Source organism: Nocardioides sp. (assembly GCF_036405735.1).
GTDB lineage: Bacteria > Actinomycetota > Actinomycetes > Propionibacteriales > Nocardioidaceae > Nocardioides.
Map to the genome: position 1 here is coordinate 89,647 of NZ_DASWXC010000081.1, position 15,096 is coordinate 104,742.

The following is a 15,096-nucleotide window of genomic DNA, read 5'->3' on the forward strand; positions in this document are numbered from 1 at the left end:
TTTGTCGCCGACTGAGCGGACTGCGCCCCAGCCGCTAGCGTGGGGCCGTGCCCATCACCCGCGGCTTCACCGGCCGGCCCCGCCGTGGCCGACCCGACCGGCTGCCGCCAGGTCAGTACGACGCCGGCGCGGACTGGCCCGTCCTGACCGCCGAGGTCACCCCGCAGCTCGTCCCCGAGGAGTGGACGATCACCGTCGACGGCCTCGTCGAGCGGCCGCGGACCTGGAGCTGGGCCGAGGTGCACGAGCTGCCCGGCTCGACGTACTCCGGCGACATCCACTGCGTGACCACGTGGTCCAAGCTCGACGTCACCTTCGGCGGGGTGGGCGTCGAGACGCTGCTGGAGCTGGCGGGGCCGCTGCCGGAGGCCGGCTACGTGATGGCGCACTCGACCACCGGCTACACCACCAACCTCCCGCTGGACGACGTGCGCGGGGGCAGGGCCTGGCTCGCCTGGGAGTACGACGGCCGCCCGCTGCCGCCCGAGCACGGAGGCCCCGTCCGGCTGCTCGTGCCGCACCTGTACTTCTGGAAGTCGGCGAAGTGGGTGACCCGGCTGGAGCTGATGGCCGCGGACCGGCCGGGCTTCTGGGAGCGCGGCGGCTACCACGACCGTGGCGACCCGTGGCTCGAGCAGCGCTACCAGGGTGACCCGTGAGCGCGCCGGAGCCGCTCCTGGACACGACGACCGCCGTGGGCGCCTGGACGACGGGGACGATCGTGGAGATCGAGCGCACTGCCCGGCTCGTGCGGCTGCGTCTCGTGGTCGCCGACCCGGTCGACCACCTGCCGGGCCAGCACTACGCGGTGCGGCTGCGTGCCGAGGACGACTACACCGCGACGCGTGCGTACTCCATCGCCTCCGACCCCGGCGACGCGCTGCTGGAGCTGATGGTCGAGTGCCTGCCCGGCGGCGAGGTGTCCGGCTACTTCCACGACGAGGCCCGCGTCGGCGACATGGTCGAGCTGCGCGGCCCGATCGGCGGCTGGTTCACCTGGAACGGCGATGTCACGGCCGTCTGCCTCGGCGGGGGCTCCGGCGTCGTGCCGTTCGTGGCGATGCTGCGGCACGCCCGCCGACTCGGGGTGACCGACCGGTTGCGCGTCGTCGCCGTCGCCCGCACCCTCGACGCGCTGCCCTACGCGGCGGAGCTGGACGAGGCCGGCGCGTTCATCGCGCTGACGCGGGAGAACCTCGACGGCCGGGTCGCGGCGCCGCCGTACGTCGAGGAGCTGCAACCGCTGGTGGACGGGGTCGAGCGCGGCTACGTCTGCGGCTCGGTCGGCTTCGCGTCGTACGCCACCCGCATCCTGGGCGAGGCCGGACTCCCGGCCGCCGCCATCCGTGTCGAGCAGTTCGGAGCCACCGCATGACCTTCCACCTCGGGTTCGTCACGGGCGCCACGCCCGACAAGTGGGCACGCACCTGGCGCGAACGGACCAAGGAGCGGCTCGAGCTCGTGCCGGTCGCCGAGGACGAGCAGGAGGACCGCCTCCGCTCCGGCGAGCTGGACATGGCGCTGGTGCGGCTGCCGATCGACCGCGAGGGCCTGCACTGCATCCCGCTGTACGACGAGGTGCCGGTCGCCGTGGTCGGCAAGGACCACTTCCTGTCGCTGGCCGAGGAGGTGACCCTCGCCGAGCTCGCCGAGGAGCAGCTGGTGCTGCCCCACGCCTCGGGATGGACACCGTCCGTTCCGCAGCTCGACTGGCCGCCGATGAGCGCCCAGGACGCCATCGAGACGGTCGCGGCCGGGACGGGCGTCGCGATCGTGCCGATGTCGGTCGCCCGGCTCTACCACCGCAAGGACGTGGTGCACCGGCGCGTGACGGATCTGGCACCCACCACGGTCGGACTGGCCTGGCGGGTGGACCGCGACGACGAGCGGACGCAGCTGTTCGTCGGGATCGTCCGCGGGCGCACCGCCAACTCCTCGCGCGGCTGACGCTCCCGACCGCCAGGGACACGTGGAGGGAGGCGTGCAGGTGGAGCCGACCGGGTAACGGTCCGGGATGAAGAAGACGCTCTCCCCCACCGCCGTTCTCGGGACGCTGTCCCACACCGTCCGTCACCCGCGCCGCTCCGTGGGCGAGGCCGTCGCCCTCGCCCGGGGCGTCGCCATGCACCTCATGGCCGGCCGGGAGAGCCAGCCCGGCTGGCAGGGGTCCGAGCGGGCCGGGAGCACCGGCCCGGTGGCGAGCCCCGCCGCCCCGACCAAGGTGCACGGCGACAAGCTGGCGCCCGAGTCGGCGCCGCAGCATCACGGTTCGCCCGCGGAGGCGCCGGAGGCCGCGGAGGCGGGGGCCGCGGAGCCGGCCGTTTCCTCAGCGCCGGCCGAGCCTGCCGAGCCCCGGCCGGCCGTGACCACGGAGCCGTCGTCTCCGGCGGGAGCGGGCGGCGAGGTGGACGAGATGCTCGACGAGGCTGCCCAGGAGCTCGAGGACGACGACACCGGCATCACCACTCCGGTCGGCACGACAGGCGCCGACGTCGGGCACAACCCCGACACGGCCGAGACCGACCTCCAGCAGCCCGGCACCGAGCCGTTGATGGACCCGTCGACCACCAAGAAGATCAAGGCGGAGAGCGACGTGCTGCGCAAGGCTGCCGACCCCGACAAGGGCTGAGCGCCCACCGGCGGACGTCATACGGAGTGGCGCCTCTGGCGACCGCCTCGTATGACGTCAGACGCGTCAGCCGGCGTCAGACGAGGTGCGCCGCCAGCCAGGCCCCGAGGTCGCGCGCGCTGGCGTCGACGAGGCTCGCCCAGTCCAGGGACTCCTCGTCGGCATTGTCGGAGACGTGCTTGACCAGCCGCACGGGCACGCCGGCGGCGCGGCACGCCCAGGCGACGGCGTACCCCTCCATGTCGACCAGATGCGCCTGCTCGGCGAGCCGGAGGCGGGTGGTGGTCTCGTGCACGAACAGGTCACCGGTCGCCAGTGCGATCGGCGCGGGACCGACCTCCAGCCACTCCTCGGGGTCGTAGCCGATCGCGCGCAGCGCGCCCGCGGACAGGTCGTGGTTGAGCACGCGGCCGACCTCGAAGACGCCTCCCAGCCCGTCGCGCAGCGCCCCGCACGAGCCGATGTTGACCACCAGGTCGACCGCCGGATCGGCCGCCAGCGCACGCGCGACGGCCGAGGCGGCCGCCACCTTCCCGATGCCGGTGACGAGCACCGACAGGTGGGAGGGGACGTGGGCCGCCTCGGCCGCCGTCGCGGAGACCACGAGCACGCTCATGGCGTCCGACCCTAGGACCTACTTCAGCTCCGCCGAGCTCAGCCCCAGGATCCGGCGGGCCACGATGAGCTGCTGGATCTGCTGGGTGCCCTCGAAGATGTCGAGGATCTTGGAGTCGCGCGACCACTTCTCGAGCAGCTCGGCCTCGGCGTACCCCACCGAGGAGCACAGCTCCACGCACGACAGCGTGACGTCCGAGCCCACCCGGCCGGCCTTCGCCTTGGCCATCGAGGCCTCCAGCGAGTTGGGCTTGCGGTTGTCGGCCATCCAGGCCGCCTGCAGGGTGAGCAGGTACGCCGCCTCCCAGTCCGCCTCCAGCTGGAGGAACTTCGCCGCCGCGGCGCTCTGGACCGTCGCGGGCCGGTCGTAGTCGATCTCGACGCCGGCCTGCGTCAGCAGCTCCCGGGTCAGGTCGAGCGAGGCGCGGGCACAGCCGACCGCCATCGCCGCGACCAGTGGGCGGGTGTTGTCGAAGGTCGCCATCGCGCCGGCGAAGCCCTCGGCGGTGTTGATCTCCGGCGACCCGAGCAGGTTCTCGGCCGGCACCCGCGCGTCGGTGAAGGTGATGACGGCCGTGTCGGAGGCGCGGATGCCGAGCTTATGCTCGAGCCGCTCCACCTTCACGCCCGGAGTGTCCTTCGGGACGACGAACGACTTGATGGCCGCGCGCCCCAGGCTCTTGTCGAGCGTCGCCCACACCACCACCGAGTCCGAGCGGTCGCCGGAGGTGACGAAGATCTTCTCGCCGTTGATGACGTACTCGTCGCCGTCCTTGGTCGCGGTCGTCGACACCTTCGCGGAGTCCGACCCGAAGGACGGCTCCGTGATCGCCATCGACGCCCAGGTGCCCTTGAACCGCTCCAGCTGCTCGTCGTTGGCGACGCTCGCGATGGCGGAGTTCCCGAGTCCCTGGCGCGGCATGGCCAGAGTGAGCCCGACGTCGCCCCAGCACATCTCGGCCACCGACATGACCGAGGCCATGTTGGAGCCGTTCTTCACGGTCGTGTCGTCGGCAGTGCCGGAGCGGCGTACGCCGGTCGCGCCCGCTCCCTCCCCGGCGCCGGACTCCGCGAGCCCGTCGGCCATCGCCGCGAGCATGTCGAGCTCCTTGGGGTAGGCGTGCTCGGCCTGGTCGTACTTCCGGCTGATCGGCCGCAGCATGTTCATGGCGACCTGGTGCACCTGGTCGCGCAGCGGCGTCAGCTTCTTGGGGTCCTCCAGGTTGATCGCCATCAGACGAGCACCGTGCCTTCCATGATCCCGATGGCCCGCAGGTCGCGGTACCAGCGCTCGACGGGGTGTTCCTTGACGAAGCCGTGGCCGCCGAGCAGCTGGACGCCGTCGAGGCCGATCTGCATGCCCTTCTCCGTGCACAGCCGGCGCGCGAGCGCGATCTCCCGGCTCGCGTCGATGCCCTGCGCGACCCGGGAGGCCGCCTTGTAGGTGACCAGCCGCATCGCCTGCAGCTCGATCGCGATGTTCGCGACCATGAACGCCACCGCCTGGCGGTGGGCGATGGGCTCGCCGAACGCCTCGCGCTCCTTGACGTACGGCGTCACGTAGTCGAGCACCGCCTGACCCGTGCCGACGGCCAGCGCGCACCACGCCAGCCGGGAGAGCCGCACGCACTCGGTGTAGGTCTCGCCGTCGGTGGTGCCGAGCACCGCCTCGGCCGGGACGGTGACGTCGGTCAGCGTGAGCCGCGTCAGACCCGCGGCCCGCACCCCCATCGCCGGGTCGCCCTCGATGGCGAGACCCGGCGTGCCGGCCTCGACGAGGAACAGCACGGGGCGACCCTCGAGGCTGGCGCCCACGACGAACAGCTCGGCGTCGGCACCGCGGGCGACCAGCGACTTGACGCCGTTGAGGACGAAGCCGCCGCTCGTGCGGGTGGCCGTGGTCTGCGGCGCGAGGACGTCGAAGAGCACGCGGGGCTCGTTGAGCGCCAGCGCCGCCGCCGGCACGGCGTCGCCGGTGAACGCCGGGAGGTAGGTCTGCTGCTGTTCGTCGGTGCCCCACAGCCCCAGGGCGGTCGCGACCGATCCCGGCGCCAGCGTGGCGACGGCGAGCCCGAGGTCGCCCTTCGCGAGCGCCTCGGCGACCAGCGTGCCGGCCATCGCGCTGCGCGTCTCCGAGATGCCGCCGAGCTCCTCGGGCACACCGAGGATCGGGAGCCCGATCTCCAGGCTGGCCTTGAGCAGGGCGTCAGGGGCGGCGCAGGCCTCGTCGGCCTCGGCGGCGGCCGGGCGGACGACCTCGGTCGCGAACTCCGACACGACGTCGACGAGCATCTGCTCGTCCTCGGTCGGGGTCAGGTCGAAGACGCCGCTGCGCTGGGCACTCGCGACTCGCATCCCCGGCTTGCCCTTCTTGCCGGCCTTCGCGAAGGTGCGCCCCGCGTTCGTGGCGACCTTGAAGCCGCTGCGCGTCACGGTGAAGACGGTCTGCTCGGTCTGCCTGCGGATCCCGAGTCGGTCGAGCATCTCGCTCTGCGCCAGCCGGTTCAGAGCGGCGACGGCGTACCCGATCGGGTCGCGGCTCTCGTGGGACGGAACGCCGAACCGGCCGCCGCCCTTGAGGTTCTGGAGAAGGGACATGACGACAATGTAACTCTGAGTTACAAGATCCGCTACGCCTGACGCGATGCCGCAGGTCACACGGTGGTCGCCCGCGAGGCCCCGATAGTCTCCGTGGCATGGCAGCCACGCCCCAGAGCGACGTCCACGCGCCGTACGGCCCCCTCCCCGACGGCGGGACGGTCCGCCCCATCACCCGCTGGGGAACGCCCGTGATGCACCGCCCGCAGGCCCGCGTGACCGTCTTCGACGACGCGCTGCGGCGGCTGGCCGCGGACATGGTCGCCACGATGTACGCCGCCGACGGGGTCGGCCTCGCCGCCTGCCAGATCGGCGAGGACGTCGCCATGTTCGTCTTCGACTGCCCCGACGCCGCCGGAGAGCGGTGGGTCGGCGTGGTGTGCAACCCCGAGGTGGAGGTGCCCGAGGGGCGTGAGCGACGCCTCGACGACGATGACGAGGGCTGCCTGTCGTTCCCCGGCGCGTTCGTGGAGTGCGCCCGCCCGGACTACGCGACGGTGCGCGGCCAGGGCCTCGACGGCGAGCCGGTGGAGTTCAGCGGCGACGGGCTGCTCGCCCGCTGCCTGCAGCACGAGACCGACCACACCCTCGGCACCGTCTTCGGCGACCGGCTCCCCGCCCGGGCCCGCAAGAAGCTCCAGAAGCTGCACGACAAGGCGGCCGACGACTACCCCACCACCTGGCCCGCCTGACCGGTCGAGTCCCGGACCGTGGCCCCGCGAGACCCGGGCCGTGGCCCTAGGGGAGCCTGCGATGGTCGACCGCGCCACGACGCCAGGCGTCGGCCACGGTCTCGCGGACGGTACGGCGGCGTAACACCGGCGTCCCCGCGGACGCCCTTTCCACCATCCCGTCGATGACCTCCGCCATCACGGCCGGTCCGTCGAGACTCGGCGACCAGTCGAGGACCGAGCGGGCGCGCCCGGCGTCGAGCAGCGGTAGTGACATCGCCATGTCGAGCCAGCCCGGATCGACCTGCTGCAGGTGGGCGCGCCATGATGCGGCGACACCCAGCCGGAGGAGCCCTCCGGGGACGTGGACGAGACGTGCGCCGAGCGCCTCCGCGATCACCTCGGCGGTCACCGGCGTCGGTGCCGCGAGGTTGAAGGCGCCACCGATCCGCCGCGAGATGATCCTCGCGAAGGCGTCGGTCACGTCGTCGACATGTACGGCCGAGAAGGCGAGCCGCCGGTCGAGCGGCAGCACGGGCAACGCCATCAGCGCGCGGCCCGGAACGATGCCCGGGACCGTGTAGCGCAGCAGCGAGGAGCCAGCCTGACGCTGGCCGATGATGCCCGGCCGGGTGCGCGTGACGACGAGCGAGGGATCGGCTCCCTCGAGGTCGTCGAGGAGGCGCTCGGCGCGCGCCTTCCGGGTGCTGTAGCCCGAGGACGGCACGCCTCCGGTCGGCCAGCTCTCGTCGACCGGCCCGGCGTCGGGCCCGGGCGAGTAGGCACCGAGCGAGGACTGGTGGACCAGGTGCCCGACACCGGCTGCCCGTGCTGCCGCGATGACCCGTGTCGTCCCGCCCAGGTCGAGGGCGGTGAGATAGTCCTGCCGGTGGCTGGGCTGGAAGCCCCAGGCCAGATGCACAACGGCGTCCGCGCCGTCGAAGGCCGCGACCAGGTCCGGCTCCGCCCCGGGGAGGCTCAGGTCGATCGAGCGCCAGGTGGCGACCCGCGATCCCGGTCCGTCGGGAAGGCGCCGCGCGATGCCGACGACCTCATGGCCTTCCTCGGCCAGCCGCCGCACCAGCCTCCATCCGACGTTCCCCGTTGCTCCGGTCACTGCGATCCGCATGGCGACCGGTGCCCGACCGGCACCATCGGCAACCCAGGGCCAGGACCCGAGACTCGACGGGCCAGGGCCCGGGACTCGACGGGCCAGGGCCCGGGACTCAACGGCGGGCGGTGACGTAGCAGGCGACCGCGCTGGCGGCGGCGACGTTGAGGGAGTCCACGCCGGCGCTCATCGGGATCACGGCGCGCCGGTCGGCGGCCTCCTGCCATCGGGTGGACAGGCCGTGGCCCTCCGAGCCCAGGACGAGCGCGACGCGGTCGAGGCCGGCGACCGCCTCCTCGATGGGGACGGCGTCCGGCGCGAGGGTGAGCGCCACGGTGGTGAAGCCGAGGGCGGAGAGCGACGGCAGCGCGTCGTACCAGTCCGGGAGACGGGTCCACGGCACGCTGAAGACGGTGCCCATGGCGACCTTGATCGAGCGACGGTAGAGCGGGTCCGCGCAGCGCGGCGCCAGCAGCACGGCGTCGAAGCCGAGCGCGGCACCGGAGCGGAACACCGCGCCGACGTTGGTGTGGTCGACGACGTCCTCGAGCACCAGCACCGAGCGCGCGCCCTCGAGGACCTCGGTCACCGAGGGGAGCGGGCGGCGCTGCAGCGACGCGAGCGCGCCGCGGTGTACATGGAAGCCGGTGACCTCCTCCGCGAGCCGCTCGGGCATGACGTAGCAGGGCGCCTCGGAGCTCGCGAGGACGTCGGCCAGCCCGTCGAGCCACTTGGGGGCCATCAGGAACGAGCGCGGCGAGTAGCCGGCGGCCACGGCGCGGCGTACGACCTTCTCGCCCTCGGCGAGGAAGAGCCCGTGCTCGGCCTCGAGGTGCTTGCGGAGCTCGACGTCGCGCAGGTCGCGGTAGTCGGCGAGCCGCGGGTCGTCGGCCGCGGTGATCTCGACGAGCTCGGCCATCAGTACGCGTCGGGGTGCGCCACTCGCACCACCTCGCCGACGACGATGATCGCCGGAGGCCGCACGGACTCCTCCGCGAGCCGGTCCGCCAGGGTGCCGAGCGTGGCGAGCACGGTCCGCTGCGTGGGCATCGTTCCGTCGCAGACGACCGCCACCGGTGTCTCTGCCAGGCGGCCGCCGTCCAGGAGCGCGGCGGCGATGGCGGGGGCGTTCTCGACGGCCATCATCAGCACCAGCGTGCCGGCCAGCCCGGCCACCGCGGCCCAGTTGGTCAGCGACTCCGGGTGGCCCGGCGGGAGGTGGCCGGAGATGACGGTGAACTCGTGGGCCACCCCGCGGTGGGTGACCGGGATGCCTGCCACGGCCGGGACGGCGACCGGCGAGGTCAGGCCCGGGACGACCGTGACCGGCACGCCGGCCTCGCGGCATGCCAGGACCTCCTCGTAGCCACGGCCGAAGACGAAGTTGTCCCCGCCCTTGAAGCGCACGACGCTCCTGCCGGCCAACGCCTGCTCGACGATGACCCGGTTGATCTCCTCCTGCTGGGCCGAGCGGCCGCGGGGAAGCTTCGCGACGTCGATGAGCTCGACGTCGGCCGGCAGCTCGGAGAGCAGCTCGCGCGGGGCCAGCCGGTCCGCCACGACGACGTCGGCCTCCATGAGCGCGCGTCGGCCGGCGACGCTCATCAGCTCCGGGTCGCCCGGGCCGCCCCCGACCAGCGTCACGCCGGCGACGCGATCGCGGTGGTGCCGGGACGCGATCGTGCCCTCGCGCAGCCCCTCGACGATCTCGTCGCGGACCGCCGCCGAGCGGCGCGGGTCACGGTTGCCGAGTACGGCGACGGTGACGCCGGCGTGGCGACCGACCGCCGGCGTCCACGCGGTCGCGGCAGGAGCGTCGTCGGAGCGGACGCAGAAGACCCGCCGCTCCTCGGCCGCCTCGGAGACGTCCTGGTTGACCTGGGAGGAGTCGGTGGCGGCGATGGCGTACCACGCCCCGTCCAGATCGGTCGGCTCGAAGGGACGCCTGGTCCAGGCGATCTCCCCGGCGCCGGCCAGCCCCTCGAGGGCGGGCGTCACCTGTGGGGAGACGACCTCCACGATCGCGCCGGCGGCGATGAGGGCGGGCACGCGGCGCTGGGCGACGTGCCCACCGCCCACGACGACGACACGGCGGCCGGCGAGGCGCAGGCCCGAGGGGTACGGCGGAAAGTCGGCCACTCCCCCATTCTCGCGGTCCCGCCGACCGGCCCCTCGCCCCGCCCACCGGCCGGACTGGTGTGACCGGACTATCGTGCGAGACATGGCCCTGGACCGCCCCGTGACCCCGAACCCCTACGACCTGCTGCCACCGGTGCCCGACTTCACCGTGACCAGCGACGACGTGACGGACGGTGCTCCCCTCAAGGACGAGCAGGTCGCGGCGTACGGCAACACCTCGCCGCAGCTGACCTGGTCCGGGGCGCCGGCCGGCACGCGCAGCTACACCGTGACCTGTTTCGATCCCGACGCCCCCACACCGAGCGGCTTCTGGCACTGGGTCCTGGTCGACCTGCCGGCCGACGTGACCAGCCTCCCGGCCGGCATCGGCGCGGCAGGCAGCGACCTGCCGGGTGGGGCGTTCATGGTCCGCAACGACATGGGTGAGCCGGCGTTCATGGGCGCCGCCCCGCCGGCAGGCGACCAGGTGCACCGCTACTACTTCGTCGTGCACGCCGTCACCGAGGAGACGCTGGGCGTCGACGCGGACGCGACGCCGGCCGTGGTGTCGTTCAACCTGGCCTTCAAGACGGCCGCCCGAGCCATCCTTCACGGCACCTACCGACACTGAGACGAACTTCCTCGCCGATGGGCCGGTGAGCGGGGGCGGCTGGCCCTAGGCTGCGGTCCGTGCCCGGGTCCCGTCAGCGCCGCGTGCGCGCCTTCGACACACTGCTGGTCGTCGGCGCGATCGTCGTCGTGGCCACCTCGTTCGCCGGCTGGCACGACGGTGTTCCCGAGGTCGACCCGGTCGCCCTGCTCGCACTAGCGCTCGCGGCCGTCGTGGTCAGCGTCGCTGGCTTCATCCTCAACACCTCCGCGACCCAGGGATCGACGCCCTTCGTGCTCGGTGTGGTGCTCGCGGTCGTCTCGGGCACGCAGGCCGAGGGTGCCCCGACGGTGCTGCCGCTGTGGGCGATCGTCGCGCTCGCCACCTACGCCGTGGTGCTCGGACGCGGTCGCGCCGGCATGCCCCGGTGGGCGATCGTCGTGCTGGCCGGCCAGGCGATGGTCAGCGTGGGACGCATGGACGAGCTCGGCACGGCGCCGTACAGCCGACTGCTGGTCGGGTTGGCGGTGTACTTCGCCGGCCTGTGGCTGCTCGACAACATCCGGGAGCGGCTGCGCGGCAGCCAGCGGCCCTCGCTCACCGTCCGCCAGGTCGTCTTCGGGGCCGTCGGTGCTGCGTACGCCGGCTGGCTGCTCGGCGTGCTGCACGTCCTCTCCCGCGACGACCAGAGCCGCGCGGTCACCGTGGCGATCGCCGGGGTGACGGTCCTGGGTGTGGCAGCGGGCTGGCTCGCGCTGCGCGTGGCCACCCTGCGCCGCCTCTCCGAGGCCCTGATCCAGGCCGCCGTCGCGACGCCGTGGCCCTCCGGGCAGGTCGACGAGACCCTGACCGACCTGGTCCGCCGGCACGTCCGGGCCAGCAGCGTCGGGATGGAGTCGCGGCCCGGCGAGCCCGAGGCGCTGAGCCAGCAGGTCCAGCAGGGCCGGTTCCTGGTCGTGCGCCGCGAGCCCGGTGACTTCGCGTTCAGCAGGTACGACGGCCAGCTGGTCGCGGGCCTGGCCTCGATGGCCCGCGCGTCGCACGATCTCGACGCCAAGGTGGCGCAGCTGGAGACGCGCGCCGTGACCGACGACCTGACCGGCCTGCTGGAGTACGGCGCCTGGCGCGAGATCCTCGACCAGCTCCTGGACGAGCCGGGGACCGGAGAGCGGCTGGCCGTGGTGTTCTTCGACCTCGACCACTTCAAGCAGCTCAACACCAAGCACGGGCACCTGCGTGCCGACGACGTCCTCGCGGCGGTCGGCGCGCGGCTGCGCAAGGCCTCCAGCGACTGGCGGTTCGCGCGGTTCGGCGGCGACGAGTTCGTCGGCGTGCTGCGTGAGGTGCGCGACGCCGCCGCACTCGACGACGCCTGCGCGGCGCTCGGCCGGATCGTCGCCGAGCCGGTCGAGTCGCAGGGTCGCGAGATCGTGGTGACGGCGACGATCGGCCGCGCCCTCGCGGCCGGCGCCGAAGGCGCACCCGACAGCGCGGCGGGTCTGGTCGGCCGCGCGGAGGCCGACCTGCGCCGCCGCAAGGCGGCCCGCCCGATGGGATCGCTGCCGACCGACGAGGACGTCGTCCACGCCCTGCTCGACGGCGGGCTGGAGGTCGTCTACCAGCCGGTCTTCTCGATGCCCGACGGCGAGCTGCAGGGCTGGGAGGCGCTGCTGCGCGGCAGCGTCGGCTCCCACGGCCCGATGTCACCGGTCGACCTCGTCGGCGCCGCGGGGCGGCTCGGCGTCCTCGACGTGGTGAGTCTGGAGGTGGCCCGACAGGCCCTCGCGACCGCCGAGGAGGCCGTACAGCGCACGGGCCGCCGGCTCTCGATGTCGATCAACCTGGAGGCCGCCCAGCTCACCTGGGACAGCCGGCTGCTCCACTGGGTCCTGGAGCGCGCCGCGACGTCTCCGGCGCACCTGGTGCTCGAGCTGACCGAGCGCGGCGACACCGAGTGGACCGCCGACCAGGCGGCGGTCGCCGACGAGCTCGGCCGTCGTGGCGTCGGACTGGCCATCGACGACTTCGGCACCGGCCAGGCGCGGATGACGGCGCTGGCCCGGCACACCTGGGCCTGGGTCAAGCTCGACCGCGGATTCCTGGCCGACGAGCGCAGCCGGGTGCTGCTGCGCCACACCGTCCGGATGCTCGACGAGCTGGGCACCCCGGTGGTGCTCGAGGGCGTCGAGACCGCGGAGCACCGTGCGCTCGCCGCCGATCTCGGCGTCGCCTACGCGCAGGGCCGGCTGCTCGGACCGCCCGTCCCGGCCGCCCGGCTGCTGGCCACCCTTCCCGCCACCCTGCCCGCCGACCTCCCCGCCGCGGTCCGGGACGAAGCCGAGCCGGTGGGCGGGCCGTAGCCGAGCGGGCGGGCTAGAACTCCGGCGGGCCGTCGCTGGCGGCGCGGAGCAGGTCCTCGAACGACGTCGGGTTGTCGAACTCGTCGTCGACGGTCCGCTGGTGGGCCGCGGCACGCACCGGGCCGGCTGCCGGACCGCCCACCAGGGCCGCGAGCTCGGTGGCGGCCCGCACGACCCGCTTGCCGAGCTCCTGGGACTCGCCGCCCGCGCTCGAGCCGAAGTCGGAGCTCGCCGCGAACACGCCGGTCGGCACGACGACGGCGCGCAGGTAGGCGAACAGCGGCCGGAGCGCGTGGTCGAGCACCAGGCTGTGCCGGGCGGTCCCGGCGGTGGCGGCGACCAGGACCGGCTTGCCGTCGAGGAGGCCGGGCTCGAGGACGTCGAAGAACGTCTTGAACAGTCCGGAGTACGACGCCGAGAAGACCGGTGTCACGACCACGAGCCCGTCCGCGTGGCGGACCTTGTCGATGGCCGCCTTCAGGTCACCGGTCGGGAAGCCGGTCAGCAGGTGGTCGGCGAGGGCGTGCGCCAGCGGGCGCAGCTCCACGATCTCGACCGACGCCTCCGAGCCACGCTCCTCCACCGCGCGCTGCGAGGCCTCGGCCAGCATGTCGGCGAGCAGCCGGGTGGAGCTCGGCACGCTCAGGCCGGCGCTGATCACGACGATGTGGCGCATCCTCAGATCTCCGCTTCCAGGACCTTGGCGACCTCGGGGTCGTCCAGCGGCCGGTCGGTCGTGCCGGTGGCCGAGTCGCCCTCGGCGTACACCGTCGCGTCCTGCGGCCCGCCTGCCTTCGCCACGAGGCTCGTGTGCGTGGGCGCGTCCGGCACGCCCGGCTTGCGGAGCTTGGCGAACTCCTCACGCAGCGTGGGCAGGATCTCGCCGTAGAGGTCGAGCTGCTCCAGCACCGTCTTGAGCGGCAGGCCGGCGTGGTCGAGGAGGAACAGCTGGCGCTGGTAGTCGCCGACGTACTCCCGGAACGAGAGGGTGCGCTCGATGACCTGCTGGGGGCTGCCCACGGTCAGCGGCGTCGCCTCCATGAAGTCCTCCAGCGCCGGGCCGTGGCCGTAGACCGGCGCGTTGTCGAAGTACGGCCGGAACTCGTTGATGGCGTCCTGGCTGTTCCTGCGCATGAAGAACTGGCCACCGAGGCCGACGATCGCCTGCTCGGCGGTGCCGTGCCCGTAGTGCTCGAAGCGCTGCCGGTAGAGCCGCACCATCTGCTCGGTGTGCGAGGCGGGCCAGAAGATGTGGTTGTGGAAGAAGCCGTCGCCGTAGTACGCGGCCTGCTCGGCGATCTCGGGGCTGCGGATCGAGCCGTGCCAGACGAAGGGCGCGACGCCGTCGAGCGGGCGCGGGGTGGAGGTGTAGCCCTGCAGCGGGGTGCGGAACCGCCCGCTCCAGTCCACGACATCCTCGGTCCACAGCCGGCGCAGCAGCGCGTAGTTCTCGATGGCCAGGTTGATGCCCTGCCGGATGTCCTTGCCGAACCAGGGATACACCGGGCCGGTGTTGCCGCGGCCCATCATCAGGTCGACGCGACCGTCGACCAGATGCTGCAGCTTGGCGTAGTCCTCGGCGATGAGCACCGGGTCGGTGGTGGTGATCAGCGTCGTGCTCGTCGAGAGGATGATCCGCTCGGTCTGCGCGCCGATGTAGGCCAGCGTCGTGGTCGGCGCGCTCGCGATGAACGGCGGGTTGTGGTGCTCGCCGGTCGCGAAGACGTCCAGGCCGATCTCCTCGGCCTTCTTCGCGATCGCGACGGTCGCCTTGATCCGCTCGTGCTCCGTGGGCGTGCGCCCCGTGGTCGGGTCGGTCGTGACGTCGCCGACCGTGAAGATGCCGAACTGCATGCCCATCGTCGTGCCTTCCGTGAGAGGAACCGCCAGGCTAGTTGAATCCTGAACCACCTAGCTCAACCTGCGACCTTGCCACGGTATTCCACGGCACGAGGACCCGCGCGTCGGCCGTCGGCTCCCCGCGCGGAAGCTCTGCTCAGGCAGTGCCGGGCCGGGCGGTGACCACGACGTTGCTCAGGAACCGGGTGCCGTCCCAGTCCTCGCACGTGACGACCACCAGCCGATGCGCTGCGTGCTGGTCGAAGAGCCGCTCGGCATGCCGGGCGAGCTCGCCCTTGGTGAAGATCCGCACCCGGGTGACGACGTAGGTCAACGTGCTGCGACCGGTCCTCACCGCGACCTCGTCGCCCCGGCGCAGCCGCTCCAGGTCGTCGAGGGCACCACGCGCGGCGCCGTGCACGGTGTGACCAGCCAGCAGGGCCGCGCCACGGCGGGCCCCCGGGCGGACGCCGTCGGCCCACCAGCCCAGCTGCGCCGGGTCGCGCGGCGGCACGAGGTTGCGACCGGGCGCCCGCACCGGGACC

At 73.1% G+C, this 15,096-nt stretch carries 16 protein-coding genes; 7 read left to right on the forward strand and 9 right to left on the reverse strand.

Annotated elements, in window-relative coordinates:
- Positions 1-47: 47 nt before the first annotated feature.
- The 4 genes from VGE38_RS13335 (at position 48) to VGE38_RS13350 (ending at position 2,629) form a co-directional block, all read left to right on the forward strand.
- Entirely contained in the window at positions 48-659 is a 612-nt protein-coding gene (locus VGE38_RS13335; RefSeq protein WP_331143031.1) for a sulfite oxidase-like oxidoreductase, read from the forward strand.
- Positions 656-1,375: an FAD-binding oxidoreductase gene (locus VGE38_RS13340; RefSeq protein ID WP_331143032.1), complete on the forward strand. Its 720-nt coding sequence runs from the start codon at positions 656-658 to the stop codon at positions 1,373-1,375. The genes VGE38_RS13335 and VGE38_RS13340 overlap by 4 nt, the downstream gene beginning before the upstream one ends.
- Positions 1,372-1,947, forward strand: a complete 576-nt coding sequence (locus VGE38_RS13345; protein ID WP_331143033.1) for a LysR family substrate-binding domain-containing protein — start codon at positions 1,372-1,374, stop codon at positions 1,945-1,947. Before VGE38_RS13340 ends, VGE38_RS13345 begins: the two co-directional genes overlap by 4 nt.
- Positions 1,948-2,014: 67 nt before the next feature.
- The gene (locus VGE38_RS13350; protein ID WP_331143034.1) at positions 2,015-2,629 is read left to right on the forward strand and encodes a hypothetical protein; all 615 of its coding nucleotides are present in this window, start codon (positions 2,015-2,017) and stop codon (positions 2,627-2,629) included.
- A gap of 76 nt (positions 2,630-2,705) precedes the next feature.
- Here VGE38_RS13350 and VGE38_RS13355 read toward each other — a convergent pair whose 3' ends face one another.
- The 3 genes from VGE38_RS13355 to VGE38_RS13365 are packed head-to-tail and all read right to left on the reverse strand — an operon-like array spanning position 2,706 to position 5,842.
- Complete coding sequence (locus tag VGE38_RS13355) at positions 2,706-3,245, reverse strand: nucleosidase (RefSeq protein ID WP_331143035.1); 540 nt, start codon at positions 3,243-3,245, stop codon at positions 2,706-2,708.
- A gap of 18 nt (positions 3,246-3,263) precedes the next feature.
- Complete coding sequence (locus VGE38_RS13360; RefSeq protein WP_331143036.1) at positions 3,264-4,478, reverse strand: acyl-CoA dehydrogenase family protein; 1,215 nt, start codon at positions 4,476-4,478, stop codon at positions 3,264-3,266.
- Complete coding sequence (locus VGE38_RS13365; protein WP_331143037.1) at positions 4,478-5,842, reverse strand: acyl-CoA dehydrogenase family protein; 1,365 nt, start codon at positions 5,840-5,842, stop codon at positions 4,478-4,480. Before VGE38_RS13365 ends, VGE38_RS13360 begins: the two co-directional genes overlap by 1 nt.
- 98 nt (positions 5,843-5,940) lie before the next feature.
- On the opposite strand from VGE38_RS13365, the gene def reads away from it, so the two are divergent.
- Positions 5,941-6,534, forward strand: a complete 594-nt coding sequence (def, locus tag VGE38_RS13370) for a peptide deformylase (RefSeq protein ID WP_331143038.1) — start codon at positions 5,941-5,943, stop codon at positions 6,532-6,534.
- 46 nt (positions 6,535-6,580) lie between these two features.
- Here def and VGE38_RS13375 read toward each other — a convergent pair whose 3' ends face one another.
- The 3 genes from VGE38_RS13375 to cobA all read right to left on the reverse strand — a co-directional run bounded on the left by VGE38_RS13375 (position 6,581) and on the right by cobA (position 9,763).
- Entirely contained in the window at positions 6,581-7,642 is a 1,062-nt protein-coding gene (locus VGE38_RS13375; protein ID WP_331143039.1) for an NAD-dependent epimerase/dehydratase family protein, read from the reverse strand.
- A gap of 97 nt (positions 7,643-7,739) precedes the next feature.
- Positions 7,740-8,543 carry a TrmH family RNA methyltransferase gene (locus VGE38_RS13380; protein ID WP_331143040.1) on the reverse strand — a complete coding sequence of 268 codons (804 nt, stop codon included), beginning with the start codon at positions 8,541-8,543 and terminating at the stop codon, positions 7,740-7,742.
- Positions 8,543-9,763 carry a uroporphyrinogen-III C-methyltransferase gene (gene cobA / locus VGE38_RS13385; protein ID WP_331143041.1) on the reverse strand — a complete coding sequence of 407 codons (1,221 nt, stop codon included), beginning with the start codon at positions 9,761-9,763 and terminating at the stop codon, positions 8,543-8,545. The genes VGE38_RS13380 and cobA overlap by 1 nt, the downstream gene beginning before the upstream one ends.
- An 82-nt stretch (positions 9,764-9,845) precedes the next feature.
- Here cobA and VGE38_RS13390 point away from each other — a divergent pair, with 82 nt between their 5' ends.
- On the forward strand, positions 9,846-10,373 hold the full coding sequence (locus tag VGE38_RS13390) for a YbhB/YbcL family Raf kinase inhibitor-like protein (protein ID WP_331143042.1): 528 nt from the start codon (positions 9,846-9,848) through the stop codon (positions 10,371-10,373).
- 59 nt (positions 10,374-10,432) lie between these two features.
- Positions 10,433-12,712 (forward strand): EAL domain-containing protein, encoded by a 2,280-nt coding sequence (locus VGE38_RS13395; protein WP_331143043.1) that lies wholly within the window; start codon positions 10,433-10,435, stop codon positions 12,710-12,712.
- A gap of 13 nt (positions 12,713-12,725) precedes the next feature.
- Here VGE38_RS13395 and VGE38_RS13400 read toward each other — a convergent pair whose 3' ends face one another.
- From VGE38_RS13400 to VGE38_RS13410, 3 genes are all read right to left on the reverse strand, one after another.
- A complete protein-coding gene (locus VGE38_RS13400; protein WP_331143044.1) occupies positions 12,726-13,388 on the reverse strand; it encodes an FMN reductase in 663 nt (220 codons plus the stop codon).
- 2 nt (positions 13,389-13,390) lie between these two features.
- Complete coding sequence (locus tag VGE38_RS13405) at positions 13,391-14,566, reverse strand: LLM class flavin-dependent oxidoreductase (RefSeq protein WP_331143050.1); 1,176 nt, start codon at positions 14,564-14,566, stop codon at positions 13,391-13,393.
- Positions 14,567-14,708: 142 nt separating this feature from the next.
- Positions 14,709-15,096: class F sortase (locus tag VGE38_RS13410; RefSeq protein ID WP_331143045.1), on the reverse strand; the 388-nt coding region annotated here is incomplete at its 5' end.